Origin of the sequence: Ancylobacter sp. IITR112 (genome assembly GCF_041415945.1) — a bacterium.
Taxonomy (GTDB): Bacteria; Pseudomonadota; Alphaproteobacteria; order Rhizobiales; family Xanthobacteraceae; genus Ancylobacter.
This window is the reverse complement of record NZ_JBGCUS010000004.1, coordinates 25,632-43,122: the sequence shown is the minus strand read 5'-3', so window position 1 is coordinate 43,122 and position 17,491 is coordinate 25,632. Positions and strand designations below refer to the sequence as shown.

Here is a 17,491-nt window from a genome sequence, read left to right as displayed (position 1 = left end):
CCTCACTCGGCCGCGAGCAAAGGCGGGGCGCCGGCGGCTGCCGCTGGCGGGAGGATAGGCGCTGCCGCACGGGGGAACAGGGCCTGCCTGAGCCCCACCAGGGCCTGCAGGGCATTGTCCGCGGCCAGCCCCTCGCGCCGCGCCAGCACGGTGGTGATGGCGTGATCCACGTGGTCCAGCAGCGGATGAGGCGGAGGCAAGGTGGCGCCGGCCTTGGCCTGCGCCTGGAAATGCCCGGCCACTCCGCCGAGGACGGCAGTGATGGCCTCCTTCGCGACCGCGGGCAGCGCCCGGCGGTCGCGCTGCAGGTCGAGGACATTGTAGCCAGTGCGCAGGTCCCTCAACCCGTCCGTGGCGAGGTCGTTGCCGATGGCGCCGGCCGCAAGGCGGGGCACCAATTGGCCGAGATGATCGAAGATGCGGCTCACCAGCACGCGATGGTCCTGCAGGCGGGTGCCGGCGGAACAGGCGGCAAGGTCCGCCCAGCCGGAGCGCACGAGGCGGCGGGCGGCAATCTCGGCGCCGAAGGGCTTGGTCGCCAACGCCCAGATCCAGGCAAACAGGAAGCCGCCGGTCACCGCCAGGCTTTCATTCACATAAACGGTGAAGTCCGCATTGTAGTGGCTCTGGACCGAGAGGGAGCCCGCTCCCATCGCGGCAAGCAGGAGGGTGACGAGGCCGAGCTCCGGCCGGGGGATGAGGGCCCCCACCAGCAGGAACGGCGGCGCGAGGACCAGAACGAGCGTCACAAAATCGTGGACCAGGGGGACCACCGCGAACAGCAGGAGCCCCGCGATCGCCTGCGCCGCCGTGCCCCAGATGGCCATCATCCAGATGAACGGGGCGGGCCGGTCCTGGGCGCCGAAGAAGCAGCAGGCGACGGTGGCCATGGCCACGAAATTGGCACCGCCCGGCCATCCGCTCAGGATCCAGATCAGGCTCGCCGTCAGGGTCGCGAGGGCGGCGGAGGCGGTGGAGAACAGCAGCAGGCCGTGATCGTGGTGGCGCGCGGTGCCGATGATGGGCCGGTGGTGCAGCACTGGCGCCCAGTGTCCCGCAGCGGGGCCTCCGGCAATCTGCCGACGCAAGGCGAGGCAGTCCTGCCAGAGATCCACAAGCTCCTTGAGGCGCGCGCACAGGTTGGCGCGCAGCAGGCCGGGCCAGTCCTCAATAGCGCCGGGATCGGGCGTCAGGGCGGCGATCCGCCCGCGCAGCCGGTCCGGCGTGTCGGACGTGCCGGTGATCCAGTCTGCGATCTCGTGGGCGAGAGCGGCCAGGTCTTCCCGCACGCTATCCATTGCATCGCAGCAGGCGATCGCGCGCATCCGGTCGTTGAGCGAGGACAGCACCGGCAGGAGCAGCAGCAGTCGCCCCCGCAGTTCTCCGGCCCCGCGGGCGAAGGCGCGCCCTTCTGGATCGTGCGCCAGCTGCGTGATGAGCGCGTCGAGCGCCGCCACGTCCGCGGCAAGCTTCTGCCGGACCAGGGGCACCGCATCACCCGTCACCTCGCCGCGCAGCACCTCGCCGGCCCAGGCGCCCGCATCGCGCAGCCAGCCGCCGACCCGCGTGGCGAAGGCCGGCCCGACGCTCACCGGGAACACGATCGCGCCCACGAGGCTCGCGCACAGGATCCCGAGGAGGATCTCCTCGCTGCGCGCGAGCGCCACGTCGAAGATGGTCTCGGGCGCCGTGACCGCAGGCAAGGCGATGATGGGCAGGGTATAGGCCGCCAGCATGAACACGTAGCTGCGGGGCGTGCGGTCGAGACGGGAGAGGTAGAGCAGGCCGCCGACCCAGAGCGCAACGGCGAGGCTCAGAAGCTCGGGCACGGTCACGAACGTTGGCACCAGCACGACTGCGCCGGTGGCGCCGATGAGGGTGCCCAGCGCGCGGTAGAGAGCCTTGGAGGTGGTGGCGCCGGTGAGCGGGTTGGCCACCACATAGACCGTGGTCATGGCCCAGTAGGGGCGCGGCAGGTCCATGGCCAGGGCGACGTAGAGCGCCAGCATGGCGGCGGTGAAGGCCTTGGCGGAGAACAGCCAGTCGCGCCCCGAGGGAAGTTTCACCGGCCCATCGCCGGAAGCGCCTCCAGAAAGGTGGGGTCCTGCTGCAGGCGGGCGTGGGCCCGCTCGATGGTGTCCAGCACCCGCAGGGTCGCCTCCACGTCTGCGTCGCTCACCTCGTCGAGGATGCGGGAGCGCAGCCTGGTGATGGCGCGCTCGATGCGCTCCGCAAGCTGCTCTCCCGCCTCGGTGAGCCACAGGGTCTTGGCGCGGCGGTCCTCCGGATCGTCCCGGCGCACCACGAGCCCGGCATCGCAGAGCTGGTCGAGCAGGCGGACCAGGGAGGTCCCTTCGATGCCCACATGGGCCGCCAGGGTCACCTGCCGCACGCCGCCGCCGAGCCGCCTCAGCCAGACGAGGGGAGAGGCGCAGGCTTCGGAAATATCGTCGGCCGCGAGCGCGGCTTCCGCCAGCCGCCGCCACTGCCGGCCCGCCTGCAGCAGCCCGGAGGTGAGGCGCCGACGGTTTGCCTGTTGATTGTTCATGAGCACATAATGTGCCAGAAATTAATTTTGATACAATCAATTTAGCTAGCGCGGAGCGGATTTATGCCTTGGTTCAGGGAAGGAAAAGCGTGCGACATGAGGAGCGAGCATGACCACCGGGCTGTGTGACGCCGTCGCGGACGATCTGAGCGAGGTTGCGCCGGGGCTTCTGCGCGTGCGCGTGCCGCTGCCCTTTCCGCCGAGCGAGGTCAACGCCTGGCTGCTGTCCGGGTCGGATGGGTGGACGCTTATCGATTCCGGCATTGACGACGCGCCGACGCGGGCGCTTTTCGCGCAGGTGCTGGCCGACCCCCGGCTTGGTGGTCGGTCGGTGACGCGGCTGCTCGTGACCCATTTCCATCCGGACCATGTGGGGCTCGCCGGCTGGCTCCACGCCCGCACCGGCGCCGACATCCATATGAGTCGGGTGGAATGGATGCAGGCGCGCCTGCTCCTCAACGAGGATCCCGCCGAGGTGGTCCCCCAGCTCGTGGCTCACAACCGGCTGTGCGGCGCCCCCGAGGCGTTCCTGGACCTGGTGGAGCGCCGGGGCATGCTCTATCCCAAATGGGTCGGACCGCTGCCCCGGCGCTACCTGCGTGTAAAGGAAGGCGATGAGCTGGTGCTCGCCGGCAGCGCGTGGCGGGTGATGATCGGCGAAGGTCACGCGCCGGAGATGATCTGCCTGTATTGCGCAGAGAGAGGCCTGCTGATCGCGGCGGATCAGATTCTCGGACGCATTTCTCCGCACATCGGCACGCACCCCTCGGATCCCCTCGCCGATCCGCTCGGTACGTTTTTGAACTCGATCGCTCAGTTCGAGGCGCTGCCCGGGGACACGCTGGTGCTGCCGTCCCACGGCGAGCCGTTCCACGGTCTTCACAGGCGCATCGAGGCGCTCCGGGAGCACCATGACGAGCGGCTGGAGCGGCTCTCGTCGTTCTGCATCGAGCCGCGCACCGTGATGGACACGCTGGACGTCCTGTTCCGTCCCCTGCCGCTGGATCAGATCGGCTTCGGCCTCAGCGAGGCATTGGCCCACCTGCGCCACCTCGTCGTCCGCGGGGAGCTGGGGCACGGGATGGACGCGGAAAGGTGGGTGTTTGTCCGGCGTTAGGACACTTCGGCGCGGACGCATGCGGTTTGAACGGCATGCGGCGCCAGCTCATGAGGGGTGCATCTTGTCATCCGAGAAGAGCGACCAGGCGGCGACGAACAAAGCGACGATCAGCGGGCCGAGGACGAATCCGTTCATGCCGATCAGCGAGAGGCCGCCCACGGTGGAGATGAGCACGGCATAGTCCGGCAGCATGGTGCCCTTTCCCACCAAAGGTGGCCGCAGGAGGTTGTCCACCGTGCTGATCACCAGCGTGCCGATGGCGAGCAGGACGGCGCCTTTCAGATAGGCGCCGGTGAGCAGGAGATAGGCGGCCGCCGGTACCCAGACCAGCCCCGCGCCCACGGCGGGCAGCAGCGAGAGGACGGCCATCAGGATGCCCCACAGGAGCGCGGGCTGGATGCCCAGCATGAAGAAGGTGAGCCCGCCGATGGCGCCCTGGATGGCGGCGATGGTGACGTTGCCCTTGACCGTCGCCTTCACCACCGAGGCGAACTTCTCCAGCATCTGGTCGGTTTCCCGCTCGCCGAGGGGGCTCGCCTTGCGGATACGGGCGGCAAGGGCCACGCCATCGCGGAACAGGAAGAACAGCAGGTAGAGCATCACGCCGAGGCTGATGACGAACTGGGCCGTGTTCTGCCCGATGGTGACCGCCCTGGTGGCGATGGTCTGGCTCACCTCGAGGAGGAAAGAGGTGAGGCGGGCCTGGATCTGCGCCATGTCGCCGAGGTCGAGGGCGGCGAGCCCCTTCCAGACGAAGGGCGGCAGCGCGCCCTGGAGCCGGGAGAACAGGGTTCCCGGATCGAACTCCCGCGTGCCGATGCGGGTGTAGAGGCCGGCCGCCTCGTTGGCGAGGGCGGCGAGGATCAGTGTGCCCGGGATGACGACGACGCAGATGCAGGCCAGGACGCTGAGCGCTGCCGCGAGGTTGCGCCGGCTGCCGAGCCGCCTCTCGAGCCCGCGCTGAAGCGGATCGAACAGGATCGCGAGGATGACCGCCCACAGGATCGCGCCGTAATAAGGCGACAGCAGCCAGACGAACGCCACCGTCACCAGGACGAGGGTGGCGAGAAAGGCGAACTCCTGGATCTTCGTCCGCGCCATGGGCGGCATTGCCTCCGTGGTTGCAGGTTCCCTATCTCGCCTATTCCGGCCCGGCATGTCCAAACAATCCCCGGCATGTCCAAGCAATCAAAGCGTGGACCCGCCTCCCGCCGGTCGGATTTCGTCGCCGGCCCCGAGGTGCCGCTCCCGACGGCGGGCGTCGAGATCATAGAGGATCGGGACGACGAACACGGTGAGCGCGGTGGACGCCACCGTTCCGAAGATCAGCGAGATCGCCAATCCGCCGAAGACCGGGTCGCTCACCATGATCGCCGAGCCGAGGATGATGGCGAGGGTGGTCAGGAGGATCGGGCGCAGGCGCACCGCCCCGGCCTGCCGCACGGCCACATCGAGCGGCATGCCGTGCTTCAGGTTGTCCTGGATGAAGTCGATGATCAGCAGCGAGTTGCGGATCACGACGCCGGACAGGGCGATGATGCCCACCATGGACGTGGCCGAGAAATCGGCGCCCACCAGCCAGTGCCCCGGAAAGATGCCGATGACGCCGAGCGGCACCGACGACATGGCGATCATGGGAAGGAGGAACGACCGATAATAGGCCACGAGCAGGAAGTAGACCATGAGCAGGGCGCCGCCCAGGGCCACCCCCATATCGCGATAGATGTCGAGGGTCATGCGCATCTCTCCGCCCCACAGGAGCTGGTAGCCGCCGATGGTGTCGGGCACGTCCTGGATGAACCCGAGATTGCCGGTGCGGAGCCGTTGCCCGTCGGGCGCCGTGATGCCGGAAAGGCGCCGCTGCAGATCCAGCACCGCGTTGAGGGGCACGGAGTTGGAGAGCTCGGCGCCGACGAAGGTCACCTTCTCGTTGTCGCGATGATGGATGGGACGGTCCGCCTCGGCGGGGAGCACCTTCACCAGCTCGGAAAGCGGCACCGGCCTGCCGTCCGCATTGGCGACGAACACGCGGTCCAGCCGGGTCGGGTCCACCTCGAAGCGACGGGGCACGAAGGCGCGCACGTCTACCGGATTCTTCTCGTCGGGCAGATGGGCCCGGCTCAGCACCTTGCCGCCATGGATCAAGGAGAGGGCTTCGGCGATCTGCGCCGTGGAGACCTTGGAGAGGGCCGCCTTCTCCTTGTCCGGGACGATGCGGTGCTCCCGCACGTCCTCCGGCTCGGTGTCGATGAGATCGACCACGTCGTAAGTCTCGGCGAAGGCCTTGCGCACCTCGCCCGACAGCGCCCGCAGCCCCTCGGAATCCGGGCCGTAGAGCTCGGCGAGGACGGTTGAGCGCAAGGGTGGTCCGGGCGGATCCTCCACCAGGGAGACCTCGGTGCCGGGATAGGCTTTGGCGAGGGCATCCACCTTGGGCCGCAAGTTGCGCACGATATCAATGGAGCTCTCCGAGCGGTCGTGCTTGTCGGTGAGGTTTACCCGGATCTCAGCGACGTTGCTGCCGACGCGGCCCGCGGTGCCCTTGAACAGGCCGTTGAAATCCTCGACGCCCGCTTGCCCGATCCAGGTCTGGGTGTTGGCGACCTGCGGCTCCTTCGCGAGCAGCGCCGAAATCTCCCGCGCGAAGCGGTCGGTGACCTCGACCGGCGTCGTCTCCGGTGCCTTGATGACGACGTTGAACGTGTTCTTGTTGTCCTTCGGCAGGAAGCCGAGGGGCACGCCCAAAGCCGAGGCCGGCCCGCCGACGCCGGACGGGCGGATGAACTGCCATGCCCCCTGCATCATCGAGGCGACCACCAGGACCAGCACCGCCGCGGCGAACAGGCGGCGAGCGCCGCGCCGTTGCTGCAGGGGCGCGATGAGACGAAGATAGAGGCGCTCCATCCATCCCGGCTCGCCATGGTGCGCGGCCACCGCCTTGGCGTCCTCCTCCTGCACCTCATGGCGGTGGAGCCACCGGTTGGCGGCCCAGGGTGTGACGATGTAGGCCACCACCACCGATGCCGCCATGGCGATGGGCACGTTGTAGGCGATGGGATAGAAATAGTCGCCCGCCATGCCGGTGACGAGGAACAGAGAAGCGAACACCAGCATCACCGCGAAGGTGGCGAGATTGGTGGCGTTGCCGATCTCGTTGGTGGCCGCGACCGTCATCTGCTCCTTGCTGGCGCGGGAACGTTTTGCGCCATAGTGGCGGTGAATGTTCTCGATCACCACGATGGCCGCATCCACCAGGAGGCCGAGGGCGAGGATGAGCGCGAACAGGGTCACGCGGTTGATGGTGACGCCGCCGAGAAGGTCGGCCGCTAGAGTGATGGACAGGATGAGCGGCACCGTCACCATCACGATCAGGGCCTCGCGCCAGCCCAGGAAGAAGATCAGCACGAGGCCCACCGTGGCGAGGGCGATCAGGAGGTGCTCGAGCAGCAGGTTCACCGCGGCGTCGGCCTTCTCGCCATCGTCGCGGGTGACCACTGCCTGAACGTCCTGAGGCACGAACGTCGCCTGCATCTGCCTCACCCGCTCGATGACGGCGTTGGCCACCGTTACCGCGTTTGCCCCCTTCTTCTTGGCCACGGCGATGGTCACCGCCGGCAGGTTCGTCGCGTCCGGTCCGGAAAAGCGCGGGTCGCCGGGGCCGAAGGAAAAGCGGCTCATGGTGGAGATTTCGGATGGCGGCCCATCGGTCACCGCTGCCACGTCGCGGACATAGACCGGGCGGCCATCATGAATGGCCACGATCTGGTTCAGCACGTCGTCCGCCGAGGCGAAGTCGGCGGAGAGCTTGATAGCCTCCACCCGTCCATCGCGCACGGTGGGCGCAAGGGGCACGGAGAGGTTGCTGGCGCCGAAGGCCGCATAGGCCTGGCTCAGGGTCACGCCGAAAGCCTGCAGGCGGTCCGGGTCGAACTCGATGGCGATCTCGCGCGTCTGCCCGCCCTTCACGGAAACGACGGAGACATTGTCCGTGCTGCGCAGGTGCTCCGCCATGCGTTCGGCGAGCCGCTTCAAAGCGTAGTCGTCGTAGCGCGGGGAAGCGAGGGTGACGGTGACGATGGGCACATCGTCCGCGTCGATGCTGCGCACGAAGGGCGTGCCCGAGTCCGCCGGCAGGCGGGCACGGCTCGCCAGGACCCGGTCGTAGAGCTTCACCAGAGACTCTTCCTTCGGCTGGCCGACCTTGAACTGGACCTGGACCATGGCGAGAGAGTTCTGGGCCGTGCTCTCCACATGGTCGACGCCGGACATCTCGCTCATGATGCCTTCGAGCGGCCGGACAACGAGCTGCTCCACCTCGGCCGCCGACGCGCCGGGCAGGCTCACCGTGATCAGGGCTGCCGGCACCATGATCTGCGGGTTCTCCTCCCGCGGGGTCTTCAGCACCGCCACGATGCCGATCAATGCGACGGCGATGATGAAGACGATGGTGAGCTTGGAGGTGATGAAGGTCTGGGCGAGGCGCCCAGCCATGTTGAGGCGTGGCGCGCTCATTTCGCCCCTCCGATCAGGTTGACGATCGCGCCGTCGCGCAGCGCGTCGGTGGGCCCGATGAGGATGGCCTCGCCGGCGGTGAGCCCGGCGTTGACTTCCACGGCATCGCCGATGTCCTTGCCGGTGCGCAGCCAGCGGAAACGAGCCGAGTGGCCGTCGAGCACGAACACTCCGTCGAGCCCACCGCGATGCACGATGGCGGCGCGCGGCACGAGCAGTGTCTTGCGGCTGCCAAGGCTGAAGTCCGCGCGCCCGAACATGCCCGGTACCAGCGCCGGATCGGACGGCAGGATGATGTTGATCTCGTAGCGCCGCGTGATGTCGTCTCCGGACGGCACGATGCCACGCACGCGTCCCGGAAATACCTTGTCCTTCAACGTGTCGATCCGCACTTTGACCTCTGCTTTCGGATCGATCTGCGTGAGCCTGCTTTCGGCGACGAACGTTTTGAACAGGAGGACCTCGCGGGATTCCACCGTTAGCAGGGGGGGTGCCGGCGGTGGCCATCTCGCCGGTGCGGCGCGCGACGGAGACCACCACGCCGTCTACCGGGCTGGTGATGGTGGCGTAGCCCTTCTGGGCATTGGCGGCGGCGAGAGCGGCCTGCGCCTTGTCGAGGAGTGCTTGGGCAACATCCACGCGTACCTTCGCCTTGCGCAAGGTTTCGGCGGCGATGGCGCCCGTGACGGCGAGCTTGGAATATTTCTCGACATCCGCCTTGGCGTCGTCGAGGTCCTCGCGGCTGGCTCGCACGCTGGCCTCCGCCTGCCGGATCGCTTCGTGGATGTCGGAAGGATCGATGCGCACGAGGAGGTCGCCACGCGACACCGTCTGCCCCTCGCGCACGTCGAGCTGTTGGATGAAGCTGACAACCCGCGACGACACGTCGATGCGCCCATCGGAGACCACCGATCCGGGCACGCTGTAAGTCACGGGAACCTCCCTTTCCACGACCGTCACGGTGGCAAGGCCCGCGGATGGTTCGGCGGCAGGTGCCGCCCAGGCGGCGACAGGCGGGAAGATCAGGAGCAGCGCCGCAAGGCAGGCGGCATGAGGCCTGGCGGCCGTGTCACGCATGACGATTTCCTTTGGAGTCACATTCGGGTTTTCGATCCGGGTCGGCCGGCGACGATCGAGCGCAGCTTCCCGCTTGATAAGTTCATTCGAATGAACTAACTATTGAACGAGGAAATTGCAATGGCATCGAAACCGAAAGCACCGAGCGGGCACGACGCCCGCAGCGCCAAGACACGCGAGCACCTCCTGGAGGCGACGATCGAGGTCATTGGCTCGGTCGGATATGAGGCGGCGAGCACGCGCGTCCTGGCCAAGGCCGCGAATGCGAACCTGTCGGCTATTCCCTACCATTTCGGAGGGAAGAAGGAGCTTTATCTCGCTGCGGCGCAGATGATCGCCGACTATGCACGGGGCCGCTTCGAGGAAATCGGCGCCCTGTTGGACGGGGGCGCGGAGGCCGACCCGAGGCGCCGTTTTGAAGGCGCGCTCATCCATCTGCTGCACATCGTCCTGGAGGACGCGGAGCCACATTCTTGGACGTCGTTCTTCGCTCGTTGCGCGTACGACAAGGATGAGGCATTCGAGCTCATCCACACGGAAGCCATCAAGCCGTTGGTAAACCGGCTCGCTCTGGCGGCGCGCGACATGTCCGCCTCGAAGGCGGAGGACGAGATCATCCGTCTGCGCGTCAGCGCGATCATGACCGTCATCATGAGCTTCAGGTTTCTGCGCGGCATCGTGCTGCGCAGCATCGACGGGGATGATTTTCAGGGCGGGCATGTTGCCCAGTTCGAGGTCATGGTCCGCGATCTGTGTCGAAGCAATTTTCTCGCATGATTTAATGTAGATCAATAATGATGATGCAGAAATATGTTCATATGTTAAATAAGTAAGTGGTTCCATTTCTATAGCGAGAAGGGATGCCAGATGAGTGAAAAATCATACCCCCACGAAACCATCGTATGGGCGAAGCAGCGGCTTGATGAGCTGGACGCGCTCATCTCCGAGGTGGAGAAGAGGTCCAAGGATCTGAGCGGTAGTGTCCGGGCGGAAGCCGATGCCGCGGTGGCCCGTCTTGAGGCGTCCCGCGCCAGCCTGCAGCAGTCCTACGATGAACTCCGCGCCGAGGCGAAGGCTCTCGATCGCACTGCGGAAGATCTCCAGGACGCCTTCGACGCCCAATGGGTCGAGGTCGAGACAGCCTTCCAGTCCCTCCTCGGGGCGCTCGCCGGCCAGGCGGAGACGGCGCGTGGCATCGTGGCGGCGCGTGTCGAAGCGCAGCGCCAGGCTTGGGACAATTCCCTGAAGAGGCTGCGCGATCAGGCCGCCGAGACGGTGGACACCGCGCGCGGGGAGCTGGACGCGGCCATCAATCGTCTGTCCGAGGAGGCCGAGAGGTTCCAGGCCAGGATCGGCGAGGTCAAGGACGCGGGAGATACGTCTTGGGAGGCTGTGAAGAGCGGCCTTGCGGAGGCGAAGGCCGTCCACAACCGTACCATCGACAAAATCAAGGGCGCGTTCGCCAAGTTGCTCTGAAGCACGTGACGTCCGGGCTTTCCGACCCCTTCTTCCTGCTGCGGAGATCACAATGAAGAACATGCGCGCCACCATCGCCGGGATTGCGTTCCTGGTTCCCGCTCTCGCGTTCGCCGCGCCGCATGCCCTCGCCGAGGGCGCCGCGCCGCCGACGCAGGACGTCGATAAGACTTCGGCGGCCCGCCAGGCCATCCAATGGACCCAGGATCGTCTGGCGGAGGCCGATGCGACCATCGCCGCGCTGGAGCGCAACGCCGCAGCGCTTACGGGCGAGGCGCGCGCCAAGGCGGATGCCGCGATCAAGACGCTGCGCGAGCAACGCGACGCTTATCGAGCGCAGGCCGACACGTCGATCGCCAACGCGAAATCCTGGACCGATGCGCAGGTCAGCGCGGCTCAAGAACGGCTCGATGCGAACTGGACGGCATTCCAATCCGCGCGCGATTCCTACCTGGATTCCGCCAAAGCAGACCTCGCGACGCGCCGGGCCGTGCTCCAGGCGGAATTGGATGCCCGGCGCACGGCTTGGCTGCAATCCGTCGAGGACCTGCGGGCGCGGGCGGAAAAGGTCGGGGCCGACCAGCGCGTGGCCATTGAAGCGCGCATCGCCGCGCTGAAAGCGCAGGTCGATGATGCTCAGGCGAGGCTCGCACGGCTCGAAGAAGGTTCAAGTACAGCCTGGAAGGCCGTGCAGAAGAGCTACACGGATGCCAGGACGCTTTTTTACGAGACCTATCGCTCGATTCGAAAGGCGATCGACGACGCGTCGAAATAAAGATATCCTTGTATTATCCGCCCGTGATTCTGCGGGCGGGCCCAACATCCTTTCAACCAGGGCTGTTCAACGCTCTAAATTGAGAGCGTGATTGGCGCTTTCGGCGCGCTGTGATTTTTTGCTTTTCCCGACGAAAAGTCTCTGAGAGCCCTCTCTGATTGGGGTCGTTGAAGTCAAGCTGCTCCTGCTCTCTGCCTTCATTGGTCTTGGATCGCGTCGCCCCGTGGGTCACTCGCTTCTCTTCGCGGTCGACGCAGGGTCGCCGCATGATGGGGTCAGGAAGGCAAGGCGTCTCAATCTATTTCACGACCTTGTGGGCTTGAAGCCCACAGTGTCGTGAACAGGAGCTCGTGCGCGCAGTGATAGATCTGCTCAAAATGCACAATGCCGGGCTTGTGCAGGTAGCCCGCCAGACCAGCCCTAATCGTCTGGAAGGCTCCGTCACCGCCGGTCATCTGCATGACCCGATCCTCAATGACCGCCTTCTCGATGATGTCGGTCAGCTTCATCGTCGAAGGAGCGCCGAAGTCGATTGCAGCACCAGCACCCAACAAGACCAAGGCTCTCTTCACAGGAGGCTCCCTCACAACGATTGCTTTTCGGGCCCTACGCAAGCCGCCGTGAACGGCGAAGTCGGGGTCGGACGCGGACGAATGGACCTGCTGTCGTTCACTAGGAAGCCAAAGGCGTCATCCGCCGAAGGAGGCGAACTTCAGTCCAGCGTTGAGAGAGATCCCTCACGCCACGAAGCGGGACGAAAAAAAAGGTGACTGGGTTTCAGGTGGCCGTAGCCTTACGGCGTGAAGGCGCTTTCTTGGTTGGCGCAGGAGGCTCAACGGCCTTTTTGCGCGCCTGACCCAGGCCCATGTTCCTCGCGAGCTCTGAGCGTGCCGCCGCGTAGGCGGGCGCCACCATGGGATAGTCGTGCGGGAGGCCCCATTTCTCGCGATAGGCCTCCGGCTTGAGGTCGTAGACCGTGCGCAGATGGCGCTTCAGCGATTTGAACTTCTTGCCATCCTCGAGACAGATGATGAAGTCGTCGGTCACCGAGCGTTTGACTGGGACGGCGGGGTTCAATTTCTCCACGATGACGGGTTCGGGAGCCCCTAACTTCGCGAGGGCAGCATACACACTCTGAATGAGGACAGGTAGATCAGCCGCAGGCACGCTGTTGTTACTGACGAAGGCCGCCACGATATCTGTGGCGAGTTCAAGATTAGTGTCGTTTTTCCGCTCGACGGACGGTTCGGTCACGGTGCACCTCGCTAAAGTAACAGCTTCGTTTCAAGCGCATTTCCTGCGAGCCGGCAAGGTTGGCGCTGGCCATGGCGGATGTTGTCCCGATGATCTCCCGCGGCCGGCGGATGCAAGGCTGGGTTCGAGCCGGGCCATCGGCATATGGTGACGACGAACTGCGGCGAAAGCTGATCGATGCCGCTCTCGACTTCGTTCGATCCCTGCCGGGGAAATGAATACCAGGACCATCTGAAGCTTCGCTCGATAACACGTGGTCCTGTCCCGACTTGTCGTTGACATCGATGTGCCGCTGAGGGCTCCATGATGCGCCGCGAACCGGAACCGCCGGAGATCCCCGCCGAGGTCGCGGCGGCGTTCGCCGCATTCCCCGAGCGGGTCCGCCTGAGGCTCCTGGAGGTGCGGGCTCTGATTTTCGCGACGGCCGCGGGAACGTCCGGCGTCGGCCCTTTAACCGAGACGTTGAAATGGGGTGAGCCCGCCTACCTTACCTTGGCGACGGGCAGCGGCAGCACGATCCGGCTCGGCCGGCCGAAATCGCCGCAAGGCACGGGTGCGGTGCTGTTCAACTGCCGCACGACACTGGTGGAGACGTTCCGCGCACATTTCGCGCAGACGCTCTCCTATCAGGGAAACCGCACGATCCTGCTCGATCCATCCGTTCCGCTGCCGGCCGAGCCGCTTGCGATCTGCCTCGCCATGGCGCTTACCTATCATCGACGGCGTCCCTGATGGAGTTGTCTCCGGCCAAGGACTTGAATCGTCGCAGCGGCGCGGGATAGCGCTCTCGCGGCGCATCCTTTCGTCGGTGACGTCCATGGGTCACGGTCGATGGCTTCGGACTCTGCGCCATGCCATGAGCGAGATGCCGAACCCCTGCACCAACCGCCTGACCAGCTCCGCTCGGCTTGCGGTCTCGGCAATACCGAGGTGCTCCCGCTCGCCTTCCACATGCGCATCGGCCAATCGCTCCAGGCGCCAGCCAGCAGCAGGTGGCGGAGCCCAGGTCGCACCCCGCCCTTCTTCGCTGCAGTGACCAATTTTTGGATATAATTTTTGGTCGCGCCGTCATTGCCACTGACCAATTTCTGGATATAATTTTCGGACACAAACGGATGCCTGATGCCGGATCCTACGTCCGATACCCTCGACCGCATCCATGACCGGATCGCCAAGGCGGCACCGGCCGGGGTGTGGTCCCGCGCCGACTTCCTCGATATCGGGACGCCCAATGCCGTGGAGAAAGCGCTGCAGAGGCTGACCCGGCGGGGCGACATCCGCCGCCCTCACCGTGGCCTCTACGACAAGCCCACAACCAGCAAGCTGACCGGCAAGATGGTGTTTCCGCCGCGCGCCGCGTTCATCGACGCCATCGCCCGGCGCGACAAGCTGCGTGTGCTGGTCGACGGCATGACGGCGGCGAACGATCTCGGCCTGACCACCGCCGTTCCGGCCCGGTCGACGATCCATGCGGACACCTATCCGCGGACGATCGAGATCGAGGCCAACGCCGGCGATCCCAAGGCCGCGCAGCCGGTCATTTACAGGCTGGACTTCAAGCGCATTTCGGCCAAGACCGCATTCTGGGCCGGCCGGCCGGCCATGCGCGTGGTCCAGGCCCTGACGTGGTATCGGGACGAAAAATCGAGCCTCGATGCGGCCGTCAACGGCATCGTGCGGCATCTGTCGCAGGCCCCCAACCGAGGGCAGGTCGCGCAGGACCTGCGCGACAACATCCAGGCGGTGCCAGCATGGATGTACCCCCTGGCGGAGACGATCGCGCGCAAGCTACTTGGCCAGGAAGGCGGGGCTGATGAACCCGATCCCGAGCGGCCGAAGGGGGAGCATGCAAGAGACGTTCATTGAAATCCTCCGCGCGAGCGTCGACGATCGCCGCGCCCTCTTTTCGACCGTCGCCGCCGGGCTCGAGACCCGCGCGGAGAACGTCGAGAAGGACCTCTATGTCTGCTGGGTGCTCGACTTCCTGTTCAACCGCCGGCCACACGATCCCATCGGACTCTATTTCAAGGGTGGCACCAGCCTCAGCAAGGCCTATGGACTGATCCGCCGCTTCTCCGAAGACATCGACATCGGCATCTACAAGGCCGACCTGAAGGTGCCGCTGGAAGCCGACATCGCTGCCCTGCCCTCGCCGACCCAGCAGCAGAAGGCACTGACCGACCGGGTCGACGAAGCGGCGCGGCAGTATATTTCCGGCCCGCTCAGAACCCTGCTGAGCGAGGAGATCACCGTCGTCGAAAGGGAGGCCGGGCAGAAGGGACATTTTTCCCTCAGCTTCGGCTTCGATCCCTACCGGAACAGGGAGGCCCTCGACATCCTGGTGGTCGGCTACAGGAGCGCCTTCGACGCCGGCGACGACTACGTCCAGGCGGCGGTCCGCATCGAGGGCGGCGCGCGGCCCGATCCCGTGCCCGCGGAGCCTCGAACGATCGTTCCCTATGTCGCCTCGGAAATGCCCGAGGACCTCGATCTCACCGTCGGAAGCGTCATGACGGTCAAACCCGAGCGGACCTTTTGGGAAAAGGTGCTGATCCTGCACGCCATGACCGAGATGACCGAGAAGCGCCGTCTTGACGCCAGGCCCGACCGCCCGGAACCCAATCTCGATCGCTACTCGCGCCACTATTACGACGTCCATCAGATCTGGACCCATCCGGACTATGGCGTCGCGACCGCCTCGACGCTCGACCTCGCCGAAGCCTCCCGCCAACACAAGATGCTGATGTTTCGCGCGCCGGATCATCGATACGACCGGGCCGTGCCGGGGACCTACCGTCTTGTCCCCACCTCGGAGATGCGTGCCAAGCTGGCGGCCGATTATGGGCGCATGTCGGCGATGATCTTCGGGACACCGCCCGCCTTCGAGGAGGTGATGGCGAGCATCGAAGCGCTCGAACGACACCTCAACTCGCCCTCGGTGTCGCATCCCGATCAGCTGGGCTCGACAGCGCCATGAGGATGTTCGCAACCCGCGTCTGGGGCCTGGGATTTGAACGTCTGCCGATCGCGACCTTCGGATCGGCGGGCCACCTCAACCGTCTCCTCAGGCTTGCCGAACGCGGGGACCGCCTGCTGTTCGTGGGCACGAAGACGGAGCGCACGCCGGAGTCCCTCCAAGGGCGATTGCTGGGAATGGCGGAGATTGGTTTCGAGCCGCTGCGCACGCTCGAGATCGCCACCCACGCCGACCTCGATCCCCGCGACTTCGACGAGCGCGGCAACTACAAATTTCCTCATGCGGTCGCACTGACCCGGGCATGGCGCTTTGTGCCGCAGCCGGTGGTGACGGACACGCTGTCCGCCCAGCTGACCATGCTCGCGACGCCGGGCGTGGAGGAGCTTGAGGAGGATGATGTAAGGCGCGTCCTGGCCCTCGCTGCCGAGCCGCTCGTGCTGCCCGAGCTTGCCTCGCTCCAGCGGATGCGACAACTGAACGAGCTTCTTCGGCCGACCACCGGCCCGAGACCCCACGACACAACGTACGGCGTGCAACGCTCCGCTCAGAACGCCGCCGCGACCTACGCTTTGCGGTTCGGCAAGAGGAACATCTTCAAGATCGGCCACGCCGAGGATGTGAAGGTACGTCTCGCCGCCGTGAACCAGCACATCCCCGTCGAGGTGCTCAACGAGCAATGGGCGATTTTCCTGACCCAACCCTGGAAGACCTCCATCGAGGCCTACGAGATGGAGCAGCGCGTCTTGACCCGCATGGAACCGAGCCGGACCGGCTTCGAACGCCTGCAGTGCTCGGAAGCCGAATTGCAATCCGCATGGGCGGCCAGCCTTCTCCCTTGAGACGAGATTCCCCTCGCAATGAACCAACCACCCATCTTCCTTGAGATAGAGCGACAAGCTAAGGTCCGGCGGATCTTCCAATCCGTATTGGAGCCCTGCGGTGTTTGGGATCAGGTCAAAGACGTCGAATTCACCCTCCGACCGGAAGTTATCGTAGAGCCTACGCATAGCAAGGTGCTTTCTGACGCGATCCTCAACCACATGTTTCCGCACGCACCAAAGCCAGCGGAACTTTTTCACTACACCAGCATCGATTCACTGAAGGGTATTGCAAAAACCGGGCTCCTGCGCCTCCATTGGGTCCACAAGCGCATTGATCAGGGTGAGCTCGAACCCTTCGCCATCAAGCATCGGCTGAAAGGTTACCTCGATTCATCGGAGAGTGAGCCCTATTTCAAGACCTTGTCCAAGGACCTCTTCTACATTTCGCTGACATGTCCGGGTGGCGGTGACGAATTCGAACTATGGCGCGCCTTTGCGCTGGGCGGCACCGGAGTGCGGTTGAGGCTCTTGGTGAACCCCTCGCGCGCCGAACTGCGGAAGATTCAGTATGAACCACCCGCGGGCACGCTTCTGATGGAACTGAACAGCACGCTTGCAGCCGAGGGTGAGCCACCCTTTGTACCGTGGACGGTGTCGAAGATCGGCGCCTTCTATCTGCCGTCGACGCTTCATCGGGAAGATGAGGTCCGGCTACTCATAAAGCGATACCCGGGAGGCCGAGACGAGACCGAATTTGACGGCCAGAATCGATACTGGCCGCTGCCGATTGGCCAACACAACGATTTCTGCGGCATCCGGCTTCTCGAGATCCAGTGCGGTCCCGCTGCACAGAGGAGAGACGTGCTGTCCGCCATTGCGGGCACGCCGTTTGAGACGACCGTGCCGGTCACCTGCGCGCCTCAGCCGTAAG

General features: G+C 65.4%; 16 protein-coding genes and 2 pseudogenes. 10 read left to right on the top strand and 8 right to left on the bottom strand.

Annotation, left to right across the window (positions count from 1 at the left end):
- Window positions 1-2: 2 nt before the first annotated feature.
- Window positions 3-2,066 (bottom strand): FUSC family protein, encoded by a 2,064-nt coding sequence (locus AAC979_RS23200; RefSeq protein ID WP_371349381.1) that lies wholly within the window; start codon window positions 2,064-2,066, stop codon window positions 3-5.
- Window positions 2,063-2,548 (bottom strand): MarR family winged helix-turn-helix transcriptional regulator, encoded by a 486-nt coding sequence (locus AAC979_RS23195; protein WP_371349380.1) that lies wholly within the window; start codon window positions 2,546-2,548, stop codon window positions 2,063-2,065. Before AAC979_RS23195 ends, AAC979_RS23200 begins: the two co-directional genes overlap by 4 nt.
- 109 nt (window positions 2,549-2,657) lie before the next feature.
- Between AAC979_RS23195 and AAC979_RS23190 the strand changes: the two genes are divergently transcribed.
- A complete protein-coding gene (locus AAC979_RS23190) occupies window positions 2,658-3,665 on the top strand; it encodes an MBL fold metallo-hydrolase (protein WP_371349379.1) in 1,008 nt (335 codons plus the stop codon).
- A gap of 48 nt (window positions 3,666-3,713) precedes the next feature.
- On the opposite strand, the gene AAC979_RS23185 is transcribed toward AAC979_RS23190, so the two are convergent.
- From AAC979_RS23185 to AAC979_RS23170, 4 genes and pseudogenes are all read right to left on the bottom strand, one after another.
- Window positions 3,714-4,769, bottom strand: coding sequence for an AI-2E family transporter (locus tag AAC979_RS23185; protein WP_371349378.1), 1,056 nt, complete (start codon window positions 4,767-4,769; stop codon window positions 3,714-3,716).
- A gap of 87 nt (window positions 4,770-4,856) precedes the next feature.
- Window positions 4,857-8,180 carry an efflux RND transporter permease subunit gene (locus AAC979_RS23180; RefSeq protein WP_371349416.1) on the bottom strand — a complete coding sequence of 1,108 codons (3,324 nt, stop codon included), beginning with the start codon at window positions 8,178-8,180 and terminating at the stop codon, window positions 4,857-4,859.
- Window positions 8,177-8,656, bottom strand: coding sequence for an efflux RND transporter periplasmic adaptor subunit (locus tag AAC979_RS23175; protein WP_371349415.1), 480 nt, complete (start codon window positions 8,654-8,656; stop codon window positions 8,177-8,179). The genes AAC979_RS23180 and AAC979_RS23175 overlap by 4 nt, the downstream gene beginning before the upstream one ends.
- 70 nt (window positions 8,657-8,726) lie before the next feature.
- Window positions 8,727-9,257, bottom strand: a pseudogene (locus tag AAC979_RS23170) (efflux RND transporter periplasmic adaptor subunit); the annotation flags it as partial.
- A 120-nt stretch (window positions 9,258-9,377) separates the two neighbouring features.
- Between AAC979_RS23170 and AAC979_RS23165 the strand changes: the two are divergent.
- The 3 genes from AAC979_RS23165 to AAC979_RS23155 all read left to right on the top strand — a co-directional run bounded on the left by AAC979_RS23165 (window position 9,378) and on the right by AAC979_RS23155 (window position 11,508).
- Window positions 9,378-10,034 carry a CerR family C-terminal domain-containing protein gene (locus AAC979_RS23165; protein WP_371349377.1) on the top strand — a complete coding sequence of 219 codons (657 nt, stop codon included), beginning with the start codon at window positions 9,378-9,380 and terminating at the stop codon, window positions 10,032-10,034.
- 90 nt (window positions 10,035-10,124) lie between these two features.
- Window positions 10,125-10,733: a hypothetical protein gene (locus AAC979_RS23160; RefSeq protein WP_371349376.1), complete on the top strand. Its 609-nt coding sequence runs from the start codon at window positions 10,125-10,127 to the stop codon at window positions 10,731-10,733.
- A gap of 52 nt (window positions 10,734-10,785) precedes the next feature.
- Window positions 10,786-11,508 (top strand): hypothetical protein, encoded by a 723-nt coding sequence (locus AAC979_RS23155; protein WP_348842172.1) that lies wholly within the window; start codon window positions 10,786-10,788, stop codon window positions 11,506-11,508.
- A 293-nt stretch (window positions 11,509-11,801) separates the two neighbouring features.
- On the opposite strand, the gene AAC979_RS23150 is transcribed toward AAC979_RS23155, so the two are convergent.
- Both AAC979_RS23150 and AAC979_RS23145 read right to left on the bottom strand, forming a co-directional pair.
- The gene (locus AAC979_RS23150; RefSeq protein WP_371349375.1) at window positions 11,802-12,080 is read right to left on the bottom strand and encodes a hypothetical protein; all 279 of its coding nucleotides are present in this window, start codon (window positions 12,078-12,080) and stop codon (window positions 11,802-11,804) included.
- Between the two features lie 205 nt (window positions 12,081-12,285).
- Window positions 12,286-12,762: a MucR family transcriptional regulator gene (locus tag AAC979_RS23145; RefSeq protein WP_371349374.1), complete on the bottom strand. Its 477-nt coding sequence runs from the start codon at window positions 12,760-12,762 to the stop codon at window positions 12,286-12,288.
- Window positions 12,763-12,845: 83 nt separating this feature from the next.
- Here AAC979_RS23145 and AAC979_RS23140 point away from each other — a divergent pair.
- From AAC979_RS23140 to AAC979_RS23115, 6 genes and pseudogenes are all read left to right on the top strand, one after another.
- Window positions 12,846-12,980 (top strand): annotated as a pseudogene (locus AAC979_RS23140) (cold-shock protein); the annotation flags it as partial.
- Window positions 12,981-13,065: 85 nt separating this feature from the next.
- Window positions 13,066-13,494 carry a DUF1801 domain-containing protein gene (locus AAC979_RS23135; protein WP_371349373.1) on the top strand — a complete coding sequence of 143 codons (429 nt, stop codon included), beginning with the start codon at window positions 13,066-13,068 and terminating at the stop codon, window positions 13,492-13,494.
- A gap of 390 nt (window positions 13,495-13,884) precedes the next feature.
- Window positions 13,885-14,628 carry a DUF6088 family protein gene (locus AAC979_RS23130; protein ID WP_203196854.1) on the top strand — a complete coding sequence of 248 codons (744 nt, stop codon included), beginning with the start codon at window positions 13,885-13,887 and terminating at the stop codon, window positions 14,626-14,628.
- Complete coding sequence (locus AAC979_RS23125) at window positions 14,609-15,739, top strand: nucleotidyl transferase AbiEii/AbiGii toxin family protein (RefSeq protein ID WP_371349372.1); 1,131 nt, start codon at window positions 14,609-14,611, stop codon at window positions 15,737-15,739. Before AAC979_RS23130 ends, AAC979_RS23125 begins: the two co-directional genes overlap by 20 nt.
- Window positions 15,736-16,578, top strand: a complete 843-nt coding sequence (locus tag AAC979_RS23120) for a hypothetical protein (protein ID WP_371349371.1) — start codon at window positions 15,736-15,738, stop codon at window positions 16,576-16,578. Before AAC979_RS23125 ends, AAC979_RS23120 begins: the two co-directional genes overlap by 4 nt.
- Window positions 16,579-16,596: 18 nt before the next feature.
- Window positions 16,597-17,490, top strand: a complete 894-nt coding sequence (locus AAC979_RS23115; protein WP_371349370.1) for a hypothetical protein — start codon at window positions 16,597-16,599, stop codon at window positions 17,488-17,490.
- Window position 17,491: the final 1 nt, after the last annotated feature.